This is a genomic window from Thermococcus prieurii (genome assembly GCF_054657655.1).
This window is the reverse complement of record NZ_BAAHYH010000002.1, coordinates 1316405-1333307: the sequence shown is the minus strand read 5'-3', so window position 1 is coordinate 1333307 and position 16903 is coordinate 1316405. Positions and strand designations below refer to the sequence as shown.

20 protein-coding genes and 1 pseudogene are annotated in these 16903 nt (G+C 52.7%); 6 read left to right on the top strand and 15 right to left on the bottom strand.

What is annotated here, in order from left to right:
* Nucleotides 1–38: 38 nt before the first annotated feature.
* Nucleotides 39–1457, bottom strand: a complete 1419-nt coding sequence (locus ACYQ04_RS10590) for a hypothetical protein (protein ID WP_460129392.1) — start codon at nt 1455–1457, stop codon at nt 39–41.
* Between the two features lie 207 nt (nt 1458–1664).
* Between ACYQ04_RS10590 and ACYQ04_RS10585 the strand changes: the two are divergent.
* Nucleotides 1665–1848 (top strand): annotated as a pseudogene (locus ACYQ04_RS10585) (antitoxin VapB family protein).
* Here ACYQ04_RS10585 and ACYQ04_RS10580 read toward each other — a convergent pair.
* The 3 genes from ACYQ04_RS10580 to ACYQ04_RS10570 form a co-directional block, all read right to left on the bottom strand.
* The gene (locus tag ACYQ04_RS10580) at nt 1845–2102 is read right to left on the bottom strand and encodes a type II toxin-antitoxin system VapC family toxin (protein WP_460129391.1); all 258 of its coding nucleotides are present in this window, start codon (nt 2100–2102) and stop codon (nt 1845–1847) included. The pseudogene ACYQ04_RS10585 and the gene ACYQ04_RS10580 sit on opposite strands and share 4 nt — an antisense overlap.
* A 128-nt stretch (nt 2103–2230) precedes the next feature.
* Entirely contained in the window at nt 2231–2575 is a 345-nt protein-coding gene (locus tag ACYQ04_RS10575) for an ASCH domain-containing protein (protein WP_460129390.1), read from the bottom strand.
* A 9-nt stretch (nt 2576–2584) separates the two neighbouring features.
* Nucleotides 2585–3697, bottom strand: coding sequence for a geranylgeranyl reductase family protein (locus ACYQ04_RS10570; RefSeq protein ID WP_460129388.1), 1113 nt, complete (start codon nt 3695–3697; stop codon nt 2585–2587).
* A 60-nt stretch (nt 3698–3757) separates the two neighbouring features.
* On the opposite strand from ACYQ04_RS10570, the gene pcp reads away from it, so the two are divergent.
* On the top strand, nt 3758–4360 hold the full coding sequence (pcp, locus tag ACYQ04_RS10565) for a pyroglutamyl-peptidase I (protein ID WP_460129387.1): 603 nt from the start codon (nt 3758–3760) through the stop codon (nt 4358–4360).
* On the opposite strand, the gene ACYQ04_RS10560 is transcribed toward pcp, so the two are convergent.
* The gene (locus ACYQ04_RS10560) at nt 4350–4679 is read right to left on the bottom strand and encodes a hypothetical protein (protein ID WP_206203857.1); all 330 of its coding nucleotides are present in this window, start codon (nt 4677–4679) and stop codon (nt 4350–4352) included. The two genes, pcp and ACYQ04_RS10560, sit on opposite strands and share 11 nt — an antisense overlap.
* A gap of 118 nt (nt 4680–4797) precedes the next feature.
* Here ACYQ04_RS10560 and ACYQ04_RS10555 point away from each other — a divergent pair, with 118 nt between their 5' ends.
* Nucleotides 4798–6792: a DUF460 domain-containing protein gene (locus ACYQ04_RS10555; RefSeq protein WP_460129385.1), complete on the top strand. Its 1995-nt coding sequence runs from the start codon at nt 4798–4800 to the stop codon at nt 6790–6792.
* On the opposite strand, the gene ACYQ04_RS10550 is transcribed toward ACYQ04_RS10555, so the two are convergent.
* From ACYQ04_RS10550 to ACYQ04_RS10520, 7 genes are all read right to left on the bottom strand, one after another.
* A complete protein-coding gene (locus tag ACYQ04_RS10550; RefSeq protein ID WP_460129383.1) occupies nt 6779–7075 on the bottom strand; it encodes a transcriptional regulator in 297 nt (98 codons plus the stop codon). The two genes, ACYQ04_RS10555 and ACYQ04_RS10550, sit on opposite strands and share 14 nt — an antisense overlap.
* 4 nt (nt 7076–7079) lie before the next feature.
* Complete coding sequence (locus tag ACYQ04_RS10545) at nt 7080–7670, bottom strand: hypothetical protein (RefSeq protein WP_460129381.1); 591 nt, start codon at nt 7668–7670, stop codon at nt 7080–7082.
* 42 nt (nt 7671–7712) lie between these two features.
* Nucleotides 7713–8330 carry a CPBP family intramembrane glutamic endopeptidase gene (locus ACYQ04_RS10540; RefSeq protein WP_460129380.1) on the bottom strand — a complete coding sequence of 206 codons (618 nt, stop codon included), beginning with the start codon at nt 8328–8330 and terminating at the stop codon, nt 7713–7715.
* The gene (locus tag ACYQ04_RS10535) at nt 8323–8619 is read right to left on the bottom strand and encodes a transcriptional regulator (protein ID WP_460129378.1); all 297 of its coding nucleotides are present in this window, start codon (nt 8617–8619) and stop codon (nt 8323–8325) included. The genes ACYQ04_RS10540 and ACYQ04_RS10535 overlap by 8 nt, the downstream gene beginning before the upstream one ends.
* A gap of 1 nt (nt 8620) precedes the next feature.
* On the bottom strand, nt 8621–9202 hold the full coding sequence (locus ACYQ04_RS10530) for a hypothetical protein (protein ID WP_460129376.1): 582 nt from the start codon (nt 9200–9202) through the stop codon (nt 8621–8623).
* 62 nt (nt 9203–9264) lie between these two features.
* A complete protein-coding gene (locus ACYQ04_RS10525; protein ID WP_460129374.1) occupies nt 9265–9468 on the bottom strand; it encodes a TIGR04140 family protein in 204 nt (67 codons plus the stop codon).
* A 72-nt stretch (nt 9469–9540) separates the two neighbouring features.
* On the bottom strand, nt 9541–10518 hold the full coding sequence (locus tag ACYQ04_RS10520) for a TIGR00269 family protein (RefSeq protein WP_460129372.1): 978 nt from the start codon (nt 10516–10518) through the stop codon (nt 9541–9543).
* Between the two features lie 50 nt (nt 10519–10568).
* Here ACYQ04_RS10520 and ACYQ04_RS10515 point away from each other — a divergent pair, with 50 nt between their 5' ends.
* Nucleotides 10569–11345 (top strand): hypothetical protein, encoded by a 777-nt coding sequence (locus tag ACYQ04_RS10515; RefSeq protein ID WP_460129370.1) that lies wholly within the window; start codon nt 10569–10571, stop codon nt 11343–11345.
* Here ACYQ04_RS10515 and ACYQ04_RS10510 read toward each other — a convergent pair.
* Nucleotides 11307–12467 carry a site-2 protease family protein gene (locus ACYQ04_RS10510; protein ID WP_460129368.1) on the bottom strand — a complete coding sequence of 387 codons (1161 nt, stop codon included), beginning with the start codon at nt 12465–12467 and terminating at the stop codon, nt 11307–11309. The genes ACYQ04_RS10515 and ACYQ04_RS10510 overlap by 39 nt on opposite strands.
* 74 nt (nt 12468–12541) lie before the next feature.
* Between ACYQ04_RS10510 and ACYQ04_RS10505 the strand changes: the two genes are divergently transcribed.
* Both ACYQ04_RS10505 and ACYQ04_RS10500 read left to right on the top strand, forming a co-directional pair.
* Nucleotides 12542–13660 carry a glycosyltransferase family 4 protein gene (locus ACYQ04_RS10505; RefSeq protein ID WP_460130180.1) on the top strand — a complete coding sequence of 373 codons (1119 nt, stop codon included), beginning with the start codon at nt 12542–12544 and terminating at the stop codon, nt 13658–13660.
* A complete protein-coding gene (locus ACYQ04_RS10500) occupies nt 13657–14631 on the top strand; it encodes a glycosyltransferase (protein ID WP_460129366.1) in 975 nt (324 codons plus the stop codon). The genes ACYQ04_RS10505 and ACYQ04_RS10500 overlap by 4 nt, the downstream gene beginning before the upstream one ends.
* On the opposite strand, the gene ACYQ04_RS10495 is transcribed toward ACYQ04_RS10500, so the two are convergent.
* Complete coding sequence (locus ACYQ04_RS10495; RefSeq protein WP_460129364.1) at nt 14579–15679, bottom strand: glycosyltransferase family 2 protein; 1101 nt, start codon at nt 15677–15679, stop codon at nt 14579–14581. The genes ACYQ04_RS10500 and ACYQ04_RS10495 overlap by 53 nt on opposite strands.
* A 13-nt stretch (nt 15680–15692) precedes the next feature.
* On the bottom strand, nt 15693–16892 hold the full coding sequence (locus ACYQ04_RS10490; protein WP_460129362.1) for a glycosyltransferase family 4 protein: 1200 nt from the start codon (nt 16890–16892) through the stop codon (nt 15693–15695).
* Nucleotides 16893–16903 lie beyond the last annotated feature (11 nt).

Sequence of the window (16903 nt, the reverse complement as noted above, 5' to 3'; positions counted from 1 at the left end):
TCTTACTTTTTCTTCAAAGGATAAAAGAAAAGGCTGTATCAGCTCTTATCGGCAGAGTCTATGCAGAGTCCAGTCCTCGGATCACAACTTCCAGAGGATTTCCCGTTCGTCACCGTAACTAAAAGTATTGGGACGTCAACGTGACGGTAATTGCTTGTGTTTACCTTCATTATGTACACCAACGCGTAACAATCGTGCTCGGGAGTCCCCTTGATGGAGTAAAGAAACCCAGACTGTTCTCCAGAGTAATAGTGGAATCCGAACGTGAGCGATATTGAATTCAGAACCTTGATGAGGTTCGGGTACTTGGATATGAGGCCCGTTTCCTGTAGGGCCTTAACGATTCCCGGCCCAATCGGAACGGAGAGGCTTGACTCTGAGGTGAAGTTATCACTTGAATGGCCCCTCATGTAAACTATCGTCTGTTCTCCACTCGAGGACAACCAGATTCTTTGCACTTGGGAGGAGTCAGGAACGCGGTAGTAATGGGGCTCTGAGGAAATGAAGGGGGACCATAACCCTTTCGTTCCCTCAACGAACTTGGGCCCATTGGATGTTTCTTCGATAGTGTACCTGCCTTCGGAGATGATTTCAAGGGGATACGTGGCCATTACAGGTAGCTTTGTGAACTTTCCCGTGTAGCGGTCGTAGGCGAGGACGCCAAAAACCACCACTTGATACTTGACATAAAGATTAACGTAACGCGACCAGACCGAGTCTTCGGGGTGGATGTTACCTGGAGTACGGTAGCCTATGTCAATGCCCTTTCCCTCAAAGTGTTCGCCGAGTTTTTTCGTGTAGACCGTAATGGGTCCAACGTTTAATCCCACTGTCCAGTAGGCGTACGTTGAGCGGTGGAGGAACAGCCACATTTCAAATTCAAGTTTCCTGAGGACGTTGTTTTCAACGCGGATTCCGATGAAGGATATTGGTTCCGTGATTGTTTTTGATTCGAGGACTTCGACCCAGTTCGTGGTGACATCGTTTGGAACGCAGTACCTAGGTCCCTCGGGAACGTAGCCCTTTGGGCAGGCTTTCGTAGTCATAACGCTTGGGTTGTTGGGGACTTCAATCGGCTTGAGTATGATTTTGCTTCCCCTGAGGGTGGCGAAGCCGAGTCCTTTATCGTTCACAAATATCACGAGGGGAACTGGCTGTGTTCTGAGAACGTTGTTGTTTTCCGCTGAGAATGCTCTCAGCCATTCTTCCCGGGGGATTTTGATGAGGGTTGGGAGGAGTCCCACTTTTCCAGTTTTCAAGAGTTTGGCCGAACCGTTTGGGAGGGGGTAGAAGACGGCGTAGTGTCCGGAGCCCTCGAATTTGTAGAGGTTATAACCGAGGATTTCAATGGTGGTGTTTTCATCGGGTAGCCACGCTGTTGCCACAACGATGGATGTAACGCTTCCCGTGAGTAATAACAGGAACAGTAACAGTCCAAGTTTCCGCGGGCTTCGCATATAGACACCTCCTCAGGATGGTTCAACAAAGACTAACTACTAAGAATATAAAAAATTTTTGATATTAATTGTTTATAAATACGCTTTGCATTTTTAAAATAATGGTTAAAAAAGCCGGTATTGTTTACTCGGTAAATCGTGATGGTTTTAACGTTTTCAGCGGAAGATAATGCTTAAATCTGATGTATACAATGCACTGGTGAGAGTATGGTCAAAACGATAACGATTTCAGACGATGTTTATAACGAACTCGTCCGGATTAAGGGTAAGAAGTCCTTCAGCGAGCTGTTCCGGGAGCTTTTGAGAGAGAAAGGGGAATGTAGATGCCCTGCGTCATCTTAAGGGAATACTAAGTGAGGAGGAGTATTGGGAGACAAAGAGAAGTCCCTAAATGACATGGGGCTCCCTTTCCCTCAGTTTCTTGTGAAGATATGCCGCCATCTCCGCACATTTCCCGTCGAACGGAAGCTCAATGAGGGTTTCAAGCCATATTAGCTCGTCTTTTCGGGGCATTCCGGTGAGAATCTCGAACTTTGTTATGGGAGCTATGTAGAAGGTGTTGTCCAAAGCCGTGACTTTGTCAAAGACTTCGTCGTTGTCCCTGGCGATTTTAATTATCACATTTGTGTCAAGGACTGCCCCCATTTTTTAAACTCCTCCTCAATTTCTCTGAGCTTTATTCATAGTATCAATTGCGATTGTTAATGGCCTGCCGATAATAACCTTGGACAGCGATTTTGAGGTTTTGAAGGAATTGGGCTTTAAAGTCTATATCATCTAGACTCCCCAATCCACGCTACTGGCTCGACCTCTATCGCGACCACGCCGTACTTCCTCTCCTTCTCCTCGGAATAAAAGCGACTGTAGACCTTAACGCCCTCCTCGATACTCTTCACTCCCGGCAGGACGTTCTCCAATCCTTCTTTCTCCAGCATTTCCCTAAAGGACGAGTAGACTCTCAGGTCCTTCACGACGCAGACGAGCTTGTTCTCGAAGACTATCTCGTCGCCCGGCTTTATGGCCTGCCTCTTCTCGTCGTACAATCTGCCTTCAATCCGCTTCTTCCCCTCGGCTATCGCCTTTAAGTACTCCTCCTGAAGGCCCATCTTCCACCTCATGCTCCCACCTCACAGCAGGGCTTTAATCAGGCTCGGGCTGACCTTTATGAGCTTTGCGAGGAGCTTGGGCCTCTTGAGTATAGCCTTCGCCGTCCTCAGGTGGTCGTCGAAGTCCGCCTGCGTTTCAATTACCTCCCTCGCCTCTTCACTCCCTAGGACCTCGAAGATTCTCTCTATCGCCTCCTGGTCGAGGCCGAGGAAGAGCTTTCTGAACCTGAGGCCAAAGCTTATCTGCCTCCTCACCCACGAGCAGTAGCTCCAGTAGTTCTCGGGCCTGCCCTCGAGTAGGGCCTTCCGCAGGCCCTCGGCGCAGAGCATCCCGTAGACTATCCCTCCAGCGGTGGTCGGTTTTATCTGAAGGGCGGAATCACCGACGAGTGCCACGTTGCCCCGCACCCAGGGCTTCCTCCAGCCGAAGCCGACGGTTCCGGCCTTGAACTCGAGAATCCTCGTGGGTTCTAACCTTCTGAGCCGTAGAAACCTGTTTAGAGCCTCTATGCTCCCGAAGGTTCCAACCCTGGCAGTTTCGCCATCTATTGGAGCGACCCACGCGAAGAAGTCGGGCGTTATCTCCTTGTTCACCCAGACCTCAACGCTCTTTCTCGGGAACTCGCCAAGGACCTCAACCTCGTAACCGCTGAGGAACTCGGCCTTCGTCTTCGCTCCCATAGCCTTCGCCACCGTGCTGTTCACGCCGTCGGCCCCGACGTAGAAGTCCGCCTTTACCTCGAGCGTCTCCCCGAGGTGCTGGAGAACTGCCTTCCCGTTTTTGAAGCCCTTAAAGGTCGTGCTCATCAGGTAATCGGCGCCCCTCTTCATCGCCCTTTTCGCGAGCTCCCGCTCAAGCGTCTTCCTGTCAACGAGGTACGCTTGGGGACTTTTCCTCCCAATCGAAAAGCTCTGGATTCGCGAGTAGAAAGTTGCCCCGTAAAGCTCGTTCAGGACGGCTTTTTTCGGCAGTCCGAGCCTCTCGTAGTTTTCGGCTCCGATTATGCCGGTGCAGGCCTTTCCTCCGAAGGAGTTCTTTCTCTCGACGACGGCAACGCTGTAGTCCCTCGCGAGAAGGTTAGCGAGATAATTGCCAACGGGGCCACCTCCAATGATTAGGACGTCGTACCTCATCCTCACCCCTCGTCCGGAGTAGCTTTTAAACCCTAAAAACCTACCCTTTCCGGTGGTCCCATGAAGGTTCTGGTTACTGGCTTCGAGCCCTTCGGCGGTGAGGAGATAAACCCATCGTGGGAGGCCGTCAAGGCACTTCCCGAGGAACTCAACGGCGCAACGCTCCTGAAGGTTCAGCTACCGGTTTCGTTCAAGAGGGTTAGAGAAATTCTGCCGAGGCTAATCTCCAAGGAGAGGCCCGACATCGTTCTCCTGACCGGCCAGGCCGGCGGAAGGCCGAACGTGACCGTCGAGAGGGTCGCGATAAACGTGATGGACTCCACGATGCCCGACAACGACGGCTTTAAGCCGGAGGACGAGCCTGTCTTCGAGGGTGCTCCAGATGCATACTTTGCCACGATACCGGTAAAAGAAGTCGTGAAGGCCCTGAGAGAGGCCGGAATCCCGGCCGGCGTTTCCAACACTGCTGGAACCTACGTCTGCAACACCGCGATGTTCACGGCCCTGCACACGATAGCGGTCGCTGGAATGGAAACGAAAGCGGGCTTCATCCATGTGCCTTTCAGCCACGCCCAGGCCCTCGAGAAGCCGAGGCCGTCTATGGCGCAGGAGACGATAAACGAGGCGATAAGGAAAGCGCTGGAGATGCTCGTTACTCCTTGAACAGCTCGTTGAAGTCAATCTCGTAGACGACGGAGCCGTTGAAGCTCTGGGCCTCCTTGAAGCGGGCTATGAGTGAGCTGAAGGTCTCGACGAGGGCTCCCCTTATCTCACTCATTATTTTCTCCGCGTCCTCTCTCGTGCCTGCCTTGAAGACCTTCTCGGTCAGCTCGTTGAGGCCGAGCTCCTCGCCCCTAATCCTGACCTTGGGGTCGAAGCCGTCGACTATAGCCTTTAGCTCATCGTCCAGGTCGAGTTCCCTGACCCTGACGATGTACTCCCCGCTCACGATGTCGTACTTTTTGTCAAAGACGAGGCGCATCTTCACCCTATCACCCCGGGGTTGAATATAACCTAAGGGTTAAATAATCGTTTTGGTTATGGTTCAAAACTTGTTGACCAAACCATTAAAAAGTCGCTTGGGCCACTCCCTGTGGAGGGTGGTGCTCATTCTCATCATCGGCCTTGACGTCGTCGGCGAGAACCCGAAGCGCTTCGCGGTCGTGAGCTGGTACAACGGAAAGCTCGAGCGAAAGGGTGAGTTCACACTCTACAGGCTAATTCGCTTCATCCAGGCGAAGAGGCCTGATATTGTTGCAATAGACAGCGTCACCGAACTCGGAGAGGACTTGAGGAAGTTCCTCCGCGCCCTCCCGCCGGGCACGAAGCTTGTCCAGGTAACGGGAAGACCCGGCGAGCAGAGGAGCTTACAGAGCCTCGCGAGGGAGCACGGGATAAGAACGACCGACAGGTTCGACCCCTACGAGGAGGCCAAGCTCTCCGCCCTGCTCGCGAGTAAAGGGGTCGGCTACGAGGTTCTGGCCTTCGAGGACGAGGTCATAGTCAAAGTTGTAAGGGGCAGGAGCCACGGAAAAGGTGGCTGGAGTCAGGACCGCTATCGGAAGCGCGTCCACAACCTCGTCCGCGACAAGGTGAGGGAAATAGAGGACAGGCTGAGAAGGGCTGATATCCCCTTCGACCTCGAGACAGAGGAGAAAGACTACGGCTTGGCGAGGGGCGAGTTCAGAATCTACGCGAGCAGGGAAGAGTTAGCTGGAATCGTGAGGCCTATGAGAGGTGGCGACGTTGAAGTCAGGATTTACCCAGTCGAGAGGGCAGAACTCGGCTTCGCCCCGCTTAAGGGCGAGGAGGCAGTAAGGGAGAGGCGGAGCGTCATCGTTGGCATAGATCCGGGGATAACGGTTGGAATAGCGGTCATAGACCTCAACGGCAACGTGGTGGCGCTCTACAGCGAGAGGAACATGCCGGTCGGCGAGGTCTTCAGGTTCATAAGCGAGATTGGACATCCCGTCATTGTGGCGACCGACGTTTCCCCGGCCCCGGGCTTCGTCGAGAAGATAGCCCGCTCATTCAAGGCTCAGCTCTTCGTCCCGAGGGAGAGCCTCCGCGTCGAGGAGAAGAACGAGCTGTTGAGGAGCCTTGGCATCAAGGTCGACGACGACCACCAGCGCGACGCCCTGGCGGCCGCCTACAAGGCCTACCTCAGGCTCAAGCCCAAGCTTGAGCACGTCGAGGCGAAGCTCCGCGAGGCGGGATTGAGCAAGAGGGCCGACGAGGTGAAGGCTTTAGTGATTCAGGGCTACAACCTTGGCGAGGCCATGCAGAAGGTTGCGAGGCGCGAGAGGCCGAGGGAGGAACCGGAGGGAGAGGGTGGGACGAGTGTTGACGTCAGGCCCTACGTGAGGAAAATCCGCGAGCTTGAGGAGAGGATAGTGCTTCTTGAGAGGGAGAACGAGGAGCTCAGGGGAATAATCCGTGAGCAGAGGAGAACCATCGAGAGGCTTGAGCGCAGAATAGCGGACTACGATGAGGAGGTCAGGAGAAAGGTCCTCCGTGAGAGGGAGCTTGAGGCGAAGGTGAAGCGCATAGAGGTCCTTGAAAAACAGCTGAGGGAAGCGAAGGCCCTAATCGAGAGGCTGAGCAGGGATTTGGTCAAAGTCAAGAGGATGAACGTGGTCGAAATCCGCGGTAGCGCGGTTCCGCTGAAGGTTCTTAGGGTCCTCAGCTGGCGCGAGCTTGAGAGGATAGAGCGCGAGGTCGGATTGAGGAGGGGCGACGTTCTCTTTGTAATCAACCCTGCCGGAGCCGGGAAGGCCATAGCGGAGGAGCTGGTCGAGAAGGGAATTAAAGCCTTGATAACCGAGAAACCCCTTCCAGGGCCCGTTAGAGAGGTTCTCCGCGAGGCCCACGTGCCCTTCTTCACAAGTGAAGAGCTCGACGTAAAGCGCGTTGACGAGTTCGCGGTCGTTGAGCGGGAGACGCTGGAGCGGGCCATCGAGGAGCTTTTGAAGCGCTGGGGGAAGGAGGACGAGGAGAGGGAGGCGGAGAAGTTCCTCAAGCTGGTCGAGGAGTACAGGATTGAGCGCATAAAGGAGCTGAAGAGAAAGGCCGAGGAAGAGCTTAGAGGGAATTGAGAACTTCCTTCAGGGTCCTCAAGTACCTTCCCGTTTCTACCGCTCCCCTCTCTGTTATTCTCACCGCCGTTCTCGGCCTGTCAGCGAAGACCTTGTAGAGCCTTACGTAGCCCGCTTTCTCAAGCGCTCTAAGGTGGGAGTCGAGGTTTCCGGGAGTTACCTCCAGAACCTCCAAAAGCTCCTTGAAGAGAACCCTCTCCCTGGGCAGGAGGTACAGCATGATTCCCAGCCTCACCGGATTCCCGAGCACGTGGTTCTTCGTGAGTTCCCTCAGCGGCTCCATTCTATCACCGTTCTATTGCCTTGAACGCCGAGAGGAGGTAGAGGGCTATCGTGAGGCTGAACCCGAAGGCGGCAACAAACCCCGCCCAGAGGGTCGCTTGATTTCCAGCTACCGGAACGAGCGGTATTCCAAGGAGCGGCCCGAGGAATGACGGTATCTCCTCCCTGTCTCCAGTTACAAGCGCCTGTCCGGCCAGGGAAATCCCCAGAAAGCTGAGTATTGCAACCGCCACGGTTTCCTCGGGGGTCGTGGTGAGCCCGAGGCGTGGAACTATCCCCCAGCCGATCAAACTTCCGATAATCCACGAAGCCAGAATCTCAAGCCTAATCCCCCTCCCCTTTCCCGTCTCTGAAACTAGTACTGCAATGTATCTGTCCCAGACCTTTTTGGTTGCGTAGCTCACGATGACGGCTCCGATGGCCCAGTAAACCAGTGATTCCACGTAGCCGTTACCGAACAGCCCAGAGAGGACGTAGTAGCCCATCATCGCCGTCAGCCATGCGGAGAAGGTTAGCGCCCCGTAGATCTTCCTGCTCGCTATCAGCTTGCCCTCGACCCTCTCGAGGACGCTCTTCAGCTCCTCAACATCCTCCATTCACCCCACCGAAGGGATTTGGTCTTCTTCCTATTTATACAGTCACCTCTCTCTGAAATACAGAACAACGAGTCCGGCTAGATTGGCCGAGGCGTGTAGCGCAAAGGCCGGAACTATGCCGCCGAGGGCGAAGAAGTAGCCTGCCAGCGTTCCGAGGACAAAGGCCCCGGCAACAATCGAAACCCTGTCCAAAGCGCCCCCTCCAAAGGCCCTCCAGTGGGGCAGTGCAAACAGGAGAGCCGCGAAGAGTACCGCGCTCCAGAAGTGACCGTAGCTGAGTAAGTAACCTTCCACAAGGCCCCTGTGGAGGAGTTCCTCGCTCAACGGCGCCAGAAGGAGAATGAGGGGATACCTTCTCCAGTCTCCGGGAAGGAACTCCGGTTCGTCGGCGGTCTCGTTTCTTGGGTCGATGACGTTCAGCACGAGGGAAACCGTGAAGCCAGCCAAGAATGCCCGCGGCAGGTAGCCCAGGTTGAGAAAGAGTCCTGAGCCTTTCGGTCCGTTCACGACCCAGAGAAGTGGAAGCGAGAGCAGGAGCATGGAAACCTGAATCAGACGGGCCGCCCTCTTGGGGCTTTCCCTTGATACCGATGAGCCGATGGTCATGGCCGGAATAAATACCGCAAGCCACATGAGGAGCGCCTTGATGAACTCAATCATTTCTAACCGCCTCCCTCAGGATTCTGAGGGCCTCGCCCAGCTCTTTTACCCCTTCATCAGTCAGCTCGACGAACTTCCGCGGCCTCCTTCCGAACCCGTAGTAGGTCCTCACGATTCCGGCCTCTTCAAGCGCCTTCAGGTGGAACTCAAGGTTTCCCGCGGTTAGGTTCAGCGCCTCCCTCAGGCTCGAGAAGGTTGCCCTATTCCTTGACAGCAGGTATAGGGCTATCGCTAACCTCGTGGGGTTGCCGAGCGGTGACTTCGAGAGCTCAGCGAGCTTTTCGAGCATATCACTCCCTCATTGCCTTCATGAGCACCATGTAAGCACCGAGAGCGAAGGCCAGCGACAGTACGAGCGTAGTGTATGCGCCCTTGGCGATGGATACCCTTCCGTAAGGAACGCTGAGGAGCAGAATCGTTGCCCCGATGACGGCCTTATCCCAGCCCCTTCGGAGGAAAACGTAATCTATAACTGCGAGGGCGAGCATTCCGGAGCCTATTGCAAGGAGTGGTGAAAGCCAGGCCTCGTTAACCTTCAACCCCACGGTCACGATGACTACGGGCCAGACGATGAGCTGGGCGAGGAGGTACCTCAGGTTGAGTGGCGTTTTTCTCCCGAGAACCTTCTCTATCTCCTGCACCTTGCCTATGGCCCGTCCCTCCTCCACGGCAAAGAGCAGTATCGCGAGGGCCGAGAGGAGAACCGTTGTGGATTCGATTGAAATCCCGGCGTACGCTGAGAGAATCACCGAGGTAATGTAGATGGCCGGGAACGCTACCGCCCAGTAGAGGTAGACTATCGAGTTGTAAGCCTTCTTCGCGAGGTTCAGCTCCCGCTCCACCGCCTTGAGGGCCTCACCAATCTCCTCCATGCTCCCACCGAGAAAAGTTCTCCGACCTCCTTAAATACCCGCCCGGAAGTTTGCGCTCCAAACTAACCGCCGGCCCTCGCCAGGCGGAGCTTCTCCATGAAGCGCTCGATTTCCTCCGGAGAACCTTCCACGAGAACCCGGCTAAGGGTTATCCCGCTCCTCTCGATGGTTCCGAGGAGAGTCAAGCCAACTCCTGCACCGCTCTTTTTCCTTATCCCCTCGAGCTCATCAAAGGGAATGGCCGTCTCGATAATCAAGGGGAACACCTGAAGACCTGGTGAAGTTTAACGGGTTGTTTAATATACTAAACAGGTCTTTATAAATAGCTGTTCAGTTTATTACTCAACCCTGAACGTCAGCCCCTTTTCCCTCGCCTTCCGCTCGACCTGAATGCGGAACTGGCAGGCCTTGCATATCTCTCCAGTTGTGGGCTGGCCACATATCTTACAGCGGTTCAGCTCGCCCGTCCTCTTCGTGTAGGTCTTCGCTATCAGCGGAAAGAGTTTGTCGTAGCTCCTGAGTATCTGGTACTTCGTTCCCGGGTGTCTCTCCTCCATCTCGTTGAGCCAGTCGCGGATTTCCGCTCTGAAGGCCTCGACCGCGTAGGGGCACTCGCTCAGGTCAACTTCAATGTTGTTCAGAACCGCGTAGAGGACTATCTCCTTCTCGGGAATCTCGCGGAGGGGCTTTATCCTCGGGACGAGCTCGGGGTGGATTTCCTCGTAGTAGGGGCCCGTTCTTCCCAGTCTCGCTATATCGCCCCTCAGAATGTTCATTATGAACATCTGAACCTCGTCGTCAAGGTTGTGGCCTACGGCCAGCTTGTCGGCGCCGACGTCTTTGGAAGCGTAGTTGAGGAGCCAGCGCCTCCAGACACCGCAGTAGGAGCAGGCACCTACCCTTTCCTTCTTCTCGAAGCTCCCCATTATCTCAACTGTCTCGTCGAGGGTGAATCCGAGGTATTTCTTGAAGGAATAAACGCGGTGCTCTATACCGAGTTTCTTCGCGTTCCTCTTCGCTATCTCAACGCTTGGGGGCCTGTAGCCGGCTATGCCCTCGTCTATGGTTATCGCGACGAGTTCAAACGGAAACTTCTCGCGGAGCTTGGCCAGAAGGTGCATGAGGACGACGCTGTCCTTTCCTCCGCTAACGCCTACCGCTATTCGCTCGCCCTTCTCTATGAGGCGGTACTTCTTCACGGTCTCCTTGAACTTCTTCTCCACCATCTCATTGAAGTGCTTGTGGCAGTAGTAGCGACCGGTGTAGCGCGCGTGGTAGACCGCTGGACGACCACACTTGGAGCAGACCGCTGGCATGGGTTGCCCTAAGAAAAGGCTTTTAAAAAGGTTGGGTGTTACCCTCTCTGTTGATGAAAATGGGGTACAAGGTGTTTAGGACGGGTATTGATGCCCTTGACAAGATGCTTGGTGGAGGCATAATTGAGGATGGAATCCTTCTGATAGTATACAACACGGGTTCCTACGGTTGGGCCCTTGGTGTTGAAGTTTTTAAAAAGTTCATTGAACGTGGATGGTACGGTGTCATTACAAGCTACTCGCTCCCGTATAGGCTGCTCATGAAGTATTCCACTGCCGTTCGCTTTGGGTTTCATACGTTCGGAACCGAAGGTCGCCTTGCCGTGATTGATGTCTTCGGCTCCGTAAACGGGGTACAACCCAGGGAGCCTTACGTTTACTCCCTCGGCTACGTTGATGGAAGCACGTTTCTTCCCAAAATCCTTACACTTTACAAGCGCCTCATCCTCGGCAAACCTAAGAGAATAGGCCTTACCGTTACGATGGACGGTTTTGTTGAAATCTTTGGTGAGGACGCGGGCATGAGGATTCTAAAGAAGAACATAGCCCTGAAGGAAAGTTACCCCCGTTCCGATGTGGATGAGGTCCTCAACGTCTTCCTCATAAACAGGGATAGGGTTTCTTCGAGGTTCCTCTCGTGGCTTTCCCAGTACGCGGAGCACATAGTCGAGTTCAGGCCAACTGAAAGGCCCGGCGTTGAGAACCTTGTTGTGCTTAAGTCCCTCCTTCCCGAGTTCGAGCCTTCGACTGGAATCTTTAAATTCAAAAAAGGAAGAGTGGGAATACGTTTACTTAGCGAGATTGAGAACCGCGGGCAGAACGTTTAGGGCCAGGAGGAACAGACCGATTCCTATCGTTGCATACCTTATGGGTCTTGCGATTCTCTCAGGCAGGTACTCCTTTATCACGTCGTCGAGCATCCTTCCTCCATCGAGGGGAACCAGCGGGAAGAGGTTCATGAGGCCTATCCCTATGTTGAGGAGGTAAATCCAGTAGAGCGAGAAGAACAGCGGCAGGATTATTCCCTCGTGTCCTACTCTGGACTTTACGTACTGGGTGGGATGGATTCCTATAAAGCCCTTTCCGGGTTTATCTGGGTTCTCTCCCAGGGTTAGCTTGAGGTCCAGCTCCTTCCCGTTCCTGAGGACGATGAGCGTTATCGTTTCTCCCGGCTTCGTTTTGTTCATAACCTTTATGAACTCGTCCATGGTCTTTACGCTCTGCCCGTTTATCGCGATTATTACGTCCCCCTTGTGGAGGACCCCGTCGGCGGGGGCTCCTTTTATGACATCCCCAACCTGTATCCCGCTGGGGACTAAAAGGGGGGTTATGGCATAGCTCAGGATTAGGGCGGTGATTATCGCGGTGGTGACGTTTGCCATCGAACCGGCACCGTAGACGCGGAGCCTAGAGCGGAGGGGTGCCTTCGAAAGCTTCTCCTCGTCGGGCTCGACGAAAGCGCCGGGAATCACCGCGAGGAGAACCAGACCGACTGACTTCAGGGGGAGCCCCTCAGCCCTTGCGACCACTCCGTGACTGAGCTCATGCACAATCATGACGACGGCGAGACCGATGAGCCCGTACCACAGGGGAATCGTCACACCCGGAATGACGAGCTGGACTCCGCTCGGAGCGCTCTTGGTTCTGAGCGTTTCCATGGCAGTTTTTAGAAGGGCATAGAAGACGTAGGCCATTCCCAGGTAGCCGAGGGCGATTCCAATATCGCTGTACACCCTCCAAAAACGTCTGTTGACCCCGGAAAGCCGGTCTATGAACCCGAGGAGTCTCTTTGTTCTCCACATTGCCACGAGGAAATCCACGCTGAGTCCCTCTTCCTTCTCTATGGGCTCTCCTGTTTCGGGGTCTATCTCCTTCTTTCCGAAGAGGGTGTAGAGGACCAGCCAGAACGCCGCGATGCCAATGAGTACCGTAACGAGAGTACTTGCCATGGTTCAACACCCTTTTTCCGCTGGGCTAACTTCATTAGATGGTCTTATAAACGTTAGCGGACAACCATGTGGCGATGGAAAGCCTCAGGATAGCCTTCGTCTACGATGTGGTCTACCCATGGGTCAAAGGCGGGGTCGAGAAGCGGATTTACGAGCTGGCTAGAAGGTTAGCTCGAAAACATGAGGTTCACGTCTACGGCTACAAACACTGGGAAGGTGAGAAGGACATCGAGCGCGATGGGATTCACTATCACGGAACCGTTCGCGTTGGCAACCTGTACTCCGGCGGGAGGCGTTCAATTCTCCCTCCTCTGCTCCATTCCATCTCGCTTGTCTCCCTTCTTAAGGGCGAGCGCTTCGACGTCGTAGACTGCCAGGCGAGCCCTTACCTTCCTGCCTACTCCCTCGGGCTCCTCGGCATGGAGAACGTCCTCATAACCTGGCACGAGTTCTGGGGTGATTATTGGCTCGACTACCTCGGCCGGGCCGGTCTGGCAGGGAAAACCCTTGAGCGGGGCCTGTTCTCCTTCGAGAGGCACGTCTCCGTCTCTCAGAAGACGAGGCTCGACCTCTTAAACGCTGGCCTCAGAAAGTCCGTCTACCTCGTCCCCAACGGCATAGATATTGCTCTTATTCGCTCGGTGAAGCCATCGCCGCTGGAATTTGATTTTCTCTTCGTCGGCAGGCTGATTCCCGAGAAAGGGGTTGACTTTCTCCTCCGTGCACTTGCTCTGCTGAGGGAAGAGTTCCCCGACTTCAAAGCTGTTATAGCCGGCGACGGCCCCGAGCGGAGAAAACTTGAGCGCCTCGCGCGGGAACTGGGAATCAGTGACAACGTCACGTTTACGGGCTTTTTGAAGGATTACAGAGACGTTATCGCGCTCATGAAAGCGTCGAGGGTCTTCGCGTTCCCCTCGCGGAGAGAGGGCTTTGGCATGGTCGTCGTTGAGGCTATGGCCTCCAGCGTTCCTGTGGTCACCGTTGAGCACCCGATGAATGCCTCGATGCACCTCGTTGAGAACGGCAAAACGGGCTTCGTCGTTCCTCTGAAGGAGGAATCCTTCGCCCGGGCGCTGATGCTCGCCCACGAAGACTCTGCAAGGCTGGGAAGAATCGCGAAGAGGAATGCCGAACACTATGACTGGGACGAGATTGTTAGGGAGCTTCTCACGGTCTACGGGGTGGTTGAATGAAGGTCTGCCTAATCGTCCGGCGCTTGAGCACCAAAGCTGGGGGAATAGCGGTCTACACAAGGAACTTAATCAGGACCCTCGAGCGTGAGAGGCACGAGGTCGAGCTGTCGCCCGGCGAGAGGTTTTCGTACTTCCTCTGGCAGTTCTTCAAGGTTCCCCTCTGGCTCGTCCGTTCGAAATGCGACGCCTACCACGCCGTTGGCGTTATAGAGGGTATAACGCTCCCATTCTTCAAGCCGAAGGCGGAAAAGCGGGTCACGATACACGATTTAATCCCCTTGAAGCACCCGAGAAAGGGGTTTAAGGGTCTATTCGAGCGCTTCTTCATCCGCCTCGGCTTGTTCTCAGCGGGGAAATGCGACGTGGTCTACGCAGTTTCACACCTGACGAAGGTCGATTTGGTTCGCTTCGCGGGGATTTCAGAGGATAAGATAAAGGTCGTTCACCAGCCGATAGACGAGCGCTTCCTCCTCGAGCCGCCCCGCGCCGGAAAGTTCAGGGAGAAGGGGAAGTTCATGGTGGGCTACATCTCGAGGATGGACTACCACAAGAGGCACGCCCTCCTCGTTGAACTGTTTAAGCAGTGGGACAACCCGAACGCGAGGCTCCTCTTGGCTGGAACCGGGGAGGAGTTCGAGCGCGTTAAAAAGCTGGCCGAAGGTGACGAGAGGATAAAGCTCCTCGGTTTTATACCAGATGAGGAGCTGGTTGAGTTCTACGACTCGCTCGACGTCTACGTTCATGCATCAAAGTACGAGGGCTGGGGCCTGCCGATTGTTGAGGCCCTTGCCAGAGGGAAGCCAGTTATCGTTTTTGACGATGCTGAGATACCTAGGGAAGTTAAGGGACGGTGCGTAAGTGCATCCCCTAGGGGGTTCCCTACTACCCTTAACGGATTTTATTTTGAGAAAAAGGTTCTTAGGAAACTTTCCATTTTAGGGTTAAGAGTTGTGAAAACTCTCTTTCAGTGATATGTCTCTTTATCCGCCTTCTTTCTCGAAAAACCATTGGAAGGGTACGAAGTAGCATTATGTATCCCTTTGCAACTGACCTAATTTTTCTCCTGCGAACCACGTTGTACATTGCGTAGAGTAAGTTTCCGAGGGTATAAAGCGGGGCGTACTTAAGGGGAAGGTTTAGAACTGCACAGACGAGGTGTCCCTTTAGGGAGTGCGAAATTGCAAGGTCGCTCATCTCAAGGCCACCGGTGCTCTTTCCACCATAGTGGTATGCCTTTGCCGAGGGCTCATAGATTAACTTAAATCCTGCCCACCGAATTCTCGACGCAAGGTCAGTGTCTTCGTAGTAGAGGAAAAACAGGTCCCCGTTGAATAAACCGGCCTCAAGTAGTGCCCTTGAAGAATACAGGGCACAGGCAGCGCAGAGGGTGGAGACTTCATCTCGATTTGGGAACTTAGTGAACGGTTGAAATTTTCCCCTGTCAAAACTGTATCCATTTTTTGAGTACTCCCCCCCTGCACTATCGATGAGTTCTGGGTTTCTTGCCCACAGGATTTTGGGGGCAACGGCTCCGGAGTTTAATGCTTCCGCAGTCTCAACGAGTTTGGGAATAGTTTCGGGCATCACAATGGCATCATTGTTAAGGAGAAGGATGTAATCGGCATCCAGAACCGTGAGCGCAAATTTTATTCCAACGTTGTTGCCGCCACCAAATCCATAGTTTCTCGCGTTCTCAATCAGAATCAGCCTTCTATCAGGGTCTATCTTCTCGTACAATGGCCTGTTGAAGCGCCCTCTTAGGGCTTCTCTCTCCGATAGGTGGAAGATGACCAAAGGTTTAGTGAGGGGGTTGTCCTCGATGTACTCTGAACTGATTTTAACTTCTCCCAGGGCGTACCTTTTAATCATCTCGATGGACTCATCTGTTGAGTTGTTGTCCACCACGATTACATCATAGTTATCAAACTTGGACCTGTAAACTGATTCAATGGCCTCGACTGTGGCCCTCCAGTTGTTCCAGTTGAGGATTACCACAGTTACTCTACGTGGTTTGACCATAACATATCCTCCTTCAATAATATTTATCTTCCAGCTCTCTATATGTATCTATGGTTTTTTTTGCAATAACTTCCCAAGAATATCTTTTGAGTTGATTTCGAGGAATTTCCTTTTTTATTCTCCGCGAGTCATTCAATATGTCTAATGCTTTATAAGCAAACTCTTCTGGTTTTGTTGGGTTTTTGATGAAGATTCCCTTAATTTTTTCTTTGTAATACCATCTAGGTATGGCACCAACAGGGCTAGCTAGTACAGGGGTTTTACACGCTAGTGCTTCTAATGGTGCGATTGGCCAGTTTTCATAGAGGCTAGGGAAAGTAAACAAATCCGTAGCGTTGTAATATAGGGGTAGTTCTTTTTGGGATTTCCACGGAAGGAGTATTATATCTTTTTCATGTCTGCTGATATTTTGAAGTATCGGCTTATATGGCCCCTCCCCCACTAGAACTAACTTGACATTTCCAAGAATTTTATGTACAATACGAAACATGGACACTAATAAATGTATGCCTTTTCTTTTTTCAAATCTTCCGACATAAAGAATGTGTTGGTTGGACCTATTAAATCCAACAGCGTCTTGGGCTTTTTTCATGTTGGTAGGTTTGAATAGATTCATGTCGATTCCCATTGGCATGATCTTAACGTTATCTTCTCCGAATAGTTTTGATAGAATTTCTTTGTCAGTATCCCTTAGAACAAAAAACTTATCTATATTTTTTAAAGAACCCCAAAATTCGATTATATAATTTAATATATAGTATGGATACTCAATGGGCTTACCTATCTCTTTATACTGAGCTAATGGAAATGTTCTTCCATGTGCTTGGATTATTATTGGGACGTTCTTCGTATATTTTTTTAATTGTATTAGTAACTGGTCCACATTGGGATTGTATAACCCATGGATATGCAGTAGAATATCGTTTTGTCTTATTTCTTTGATGAGTTCTTTGGTTAGTTCTCTTGATATCTCAATAGTAGCACCAATTGCAATTCGAGTCGAAGGAAAGACCCTATATTTTATGTTGTCTCTTTCGGTCTCTCTGGGTACTCTTTCTTTTTGATCTATTCTCCAGCATTCAATTGTATATCTCTTGGTCCTTGCCCTTATTTGTTTTGCAACTTTGACGTGCCAATCTCCATCATAGTAGAGTGGATCTTTATGAGGCAAGTAAGGAGTTAACGAGTTGAGCATTAAATGAATGACTTTCATTGGGCATCCCC

What these genes read in the sequence shown, in the direction of transcription:
- ACYQ04_RS10590 (WP_460129392.1), bottom strand. Translation starts at nt 1,457, where the DNA reads ATGCGAAGCCCGCGGAAACTTGGACTGTTACTGTTCCTGTTATTACTC.
- ACYQ04_RS10580 (WP_460129391.1), bottom strand. Translation starts at nt 2,102, where the DNA reads ATGGGGGCAGTCCTTGACACAAATGTGATAATTAAAATCGCCAGGGAC.
- ACYQ04_RS10575 (WP_460129390.1), bottom strand. Translation starts at nt 2,575, where the DNA reads ATGAGGTGGAAGATGGGCCTTCAGGAGGAGTACTTAAAGGCGATAGCC.
- ACYQ04_RS10570 (WP_460129388.1), bottom strand. Translation starts at nt 3,697, where the DNA reads ATGAGGTACGACGTCCTAATCATTGGAGGTGGCCCCGTTGGCAATTAT.
- pcp (WP_460129387.1), top strand. Translation starts at nt 3,758, where the DNA reads ATGAAGGTTCTGGTTACTGGCTTCGAGCCCTTCGGCGGTGAGGAGATA.
- ACYQ04_RS10560 (WP_206203857.1), bottom strand. Translation starts at nt 4,679, where the DNA reads ATGCGCCTCGTCTTTGACAAAAAGTACGACATCGTGAGCGGGGAGTAC.
- ACYQ04_RS10550 (WP_460129383.1), bottom strand. Translation starts at nt 7,075, where the DNA reads ATGGAGCCGCTGAGGGAACTCACGAAGAACCACGTGCTCGGGAATCCG.
- ACYQ04_RS10545 (WP_460129381.1), bottom strand. Translation starts at nt 7,670, where the DNA reads ATGGAGGATGTTGAGGAGCTGAAGAGCGTCCTCGAGAGGGTCGAGGGC.
- ACYQ04_RS10540 (WP_460129380.1), bottom strand. Translation starts at nt 8,330, where the DNA reads ATGATTGAGTTCATCAAGGCGCTCCTCATGTGGCTTGCGGTATTTATT.
- ACYQ04_RS10535 (WP_460129378.1), bottom strand. Translation starts at nt 8,619, where the DNA reads ATGCTCGAAAAGCTCGCTGAGCTCTCGAAGTCACCGCTCGGCAACCCC.
- ACYQ04_RS10530 (WP_460129376.1), bottom strand. Translation starts at nt 9,202, where the DNA reads ATGGAGGAGATTGGTGAGGCCCTCAAGGCGGTGGAGCGGGAGCTGAAC.
- ACYQ04_RS10520 (WP_460129372.1), bottom strand. Translation starts at nt 10,518, where the DNA reads ATGCCAGCGGTCTGCTCCAAGTGTGGTCGTCCAGCGGTCTACCACGCG.
- ACYQ04_RS10510 (WP_460129368.1), bottom strand. Translation starts at nt 12,467, where the DNA reads ATGGCAAGTACTCTCGTTACGGTACTCATTGGCATCGCGGCGTTCTGG.
- ACYQ04_RS10505 (WP_460130180.1), top strand. Translation starts at nt 12,542, where the DNA reads ATGGAAAGCCTCAGGATAGCCTTCGTCTACGATGTGGTCTACCCATGG.
- ACYQ04_RS10500 (WP_460129366.1), top strand. Translation starts at nt 13,657, where the DNA reads ATGAAGGTCTGCCTAATCGTCCGGCGCTTGAGCACCAAAGCTGGGGGA.
- ACYQ04_RS10495 (WP_460129364.1), bottom strand. Translation starts at nt 15,679, where the DNA reads ATGGTCAAACCACGTAGAGTAACTGTGGTAATCCTCAACTGGAACAAC.
- ACYQ04_RS10490 (WP_460129362.1), bottom strand. Translation starts at nt 16,892, where the DNA reads ATGAAAGTCATTCATTTAATGCTCAACTCGTTAACTCCTTACTTGCCT.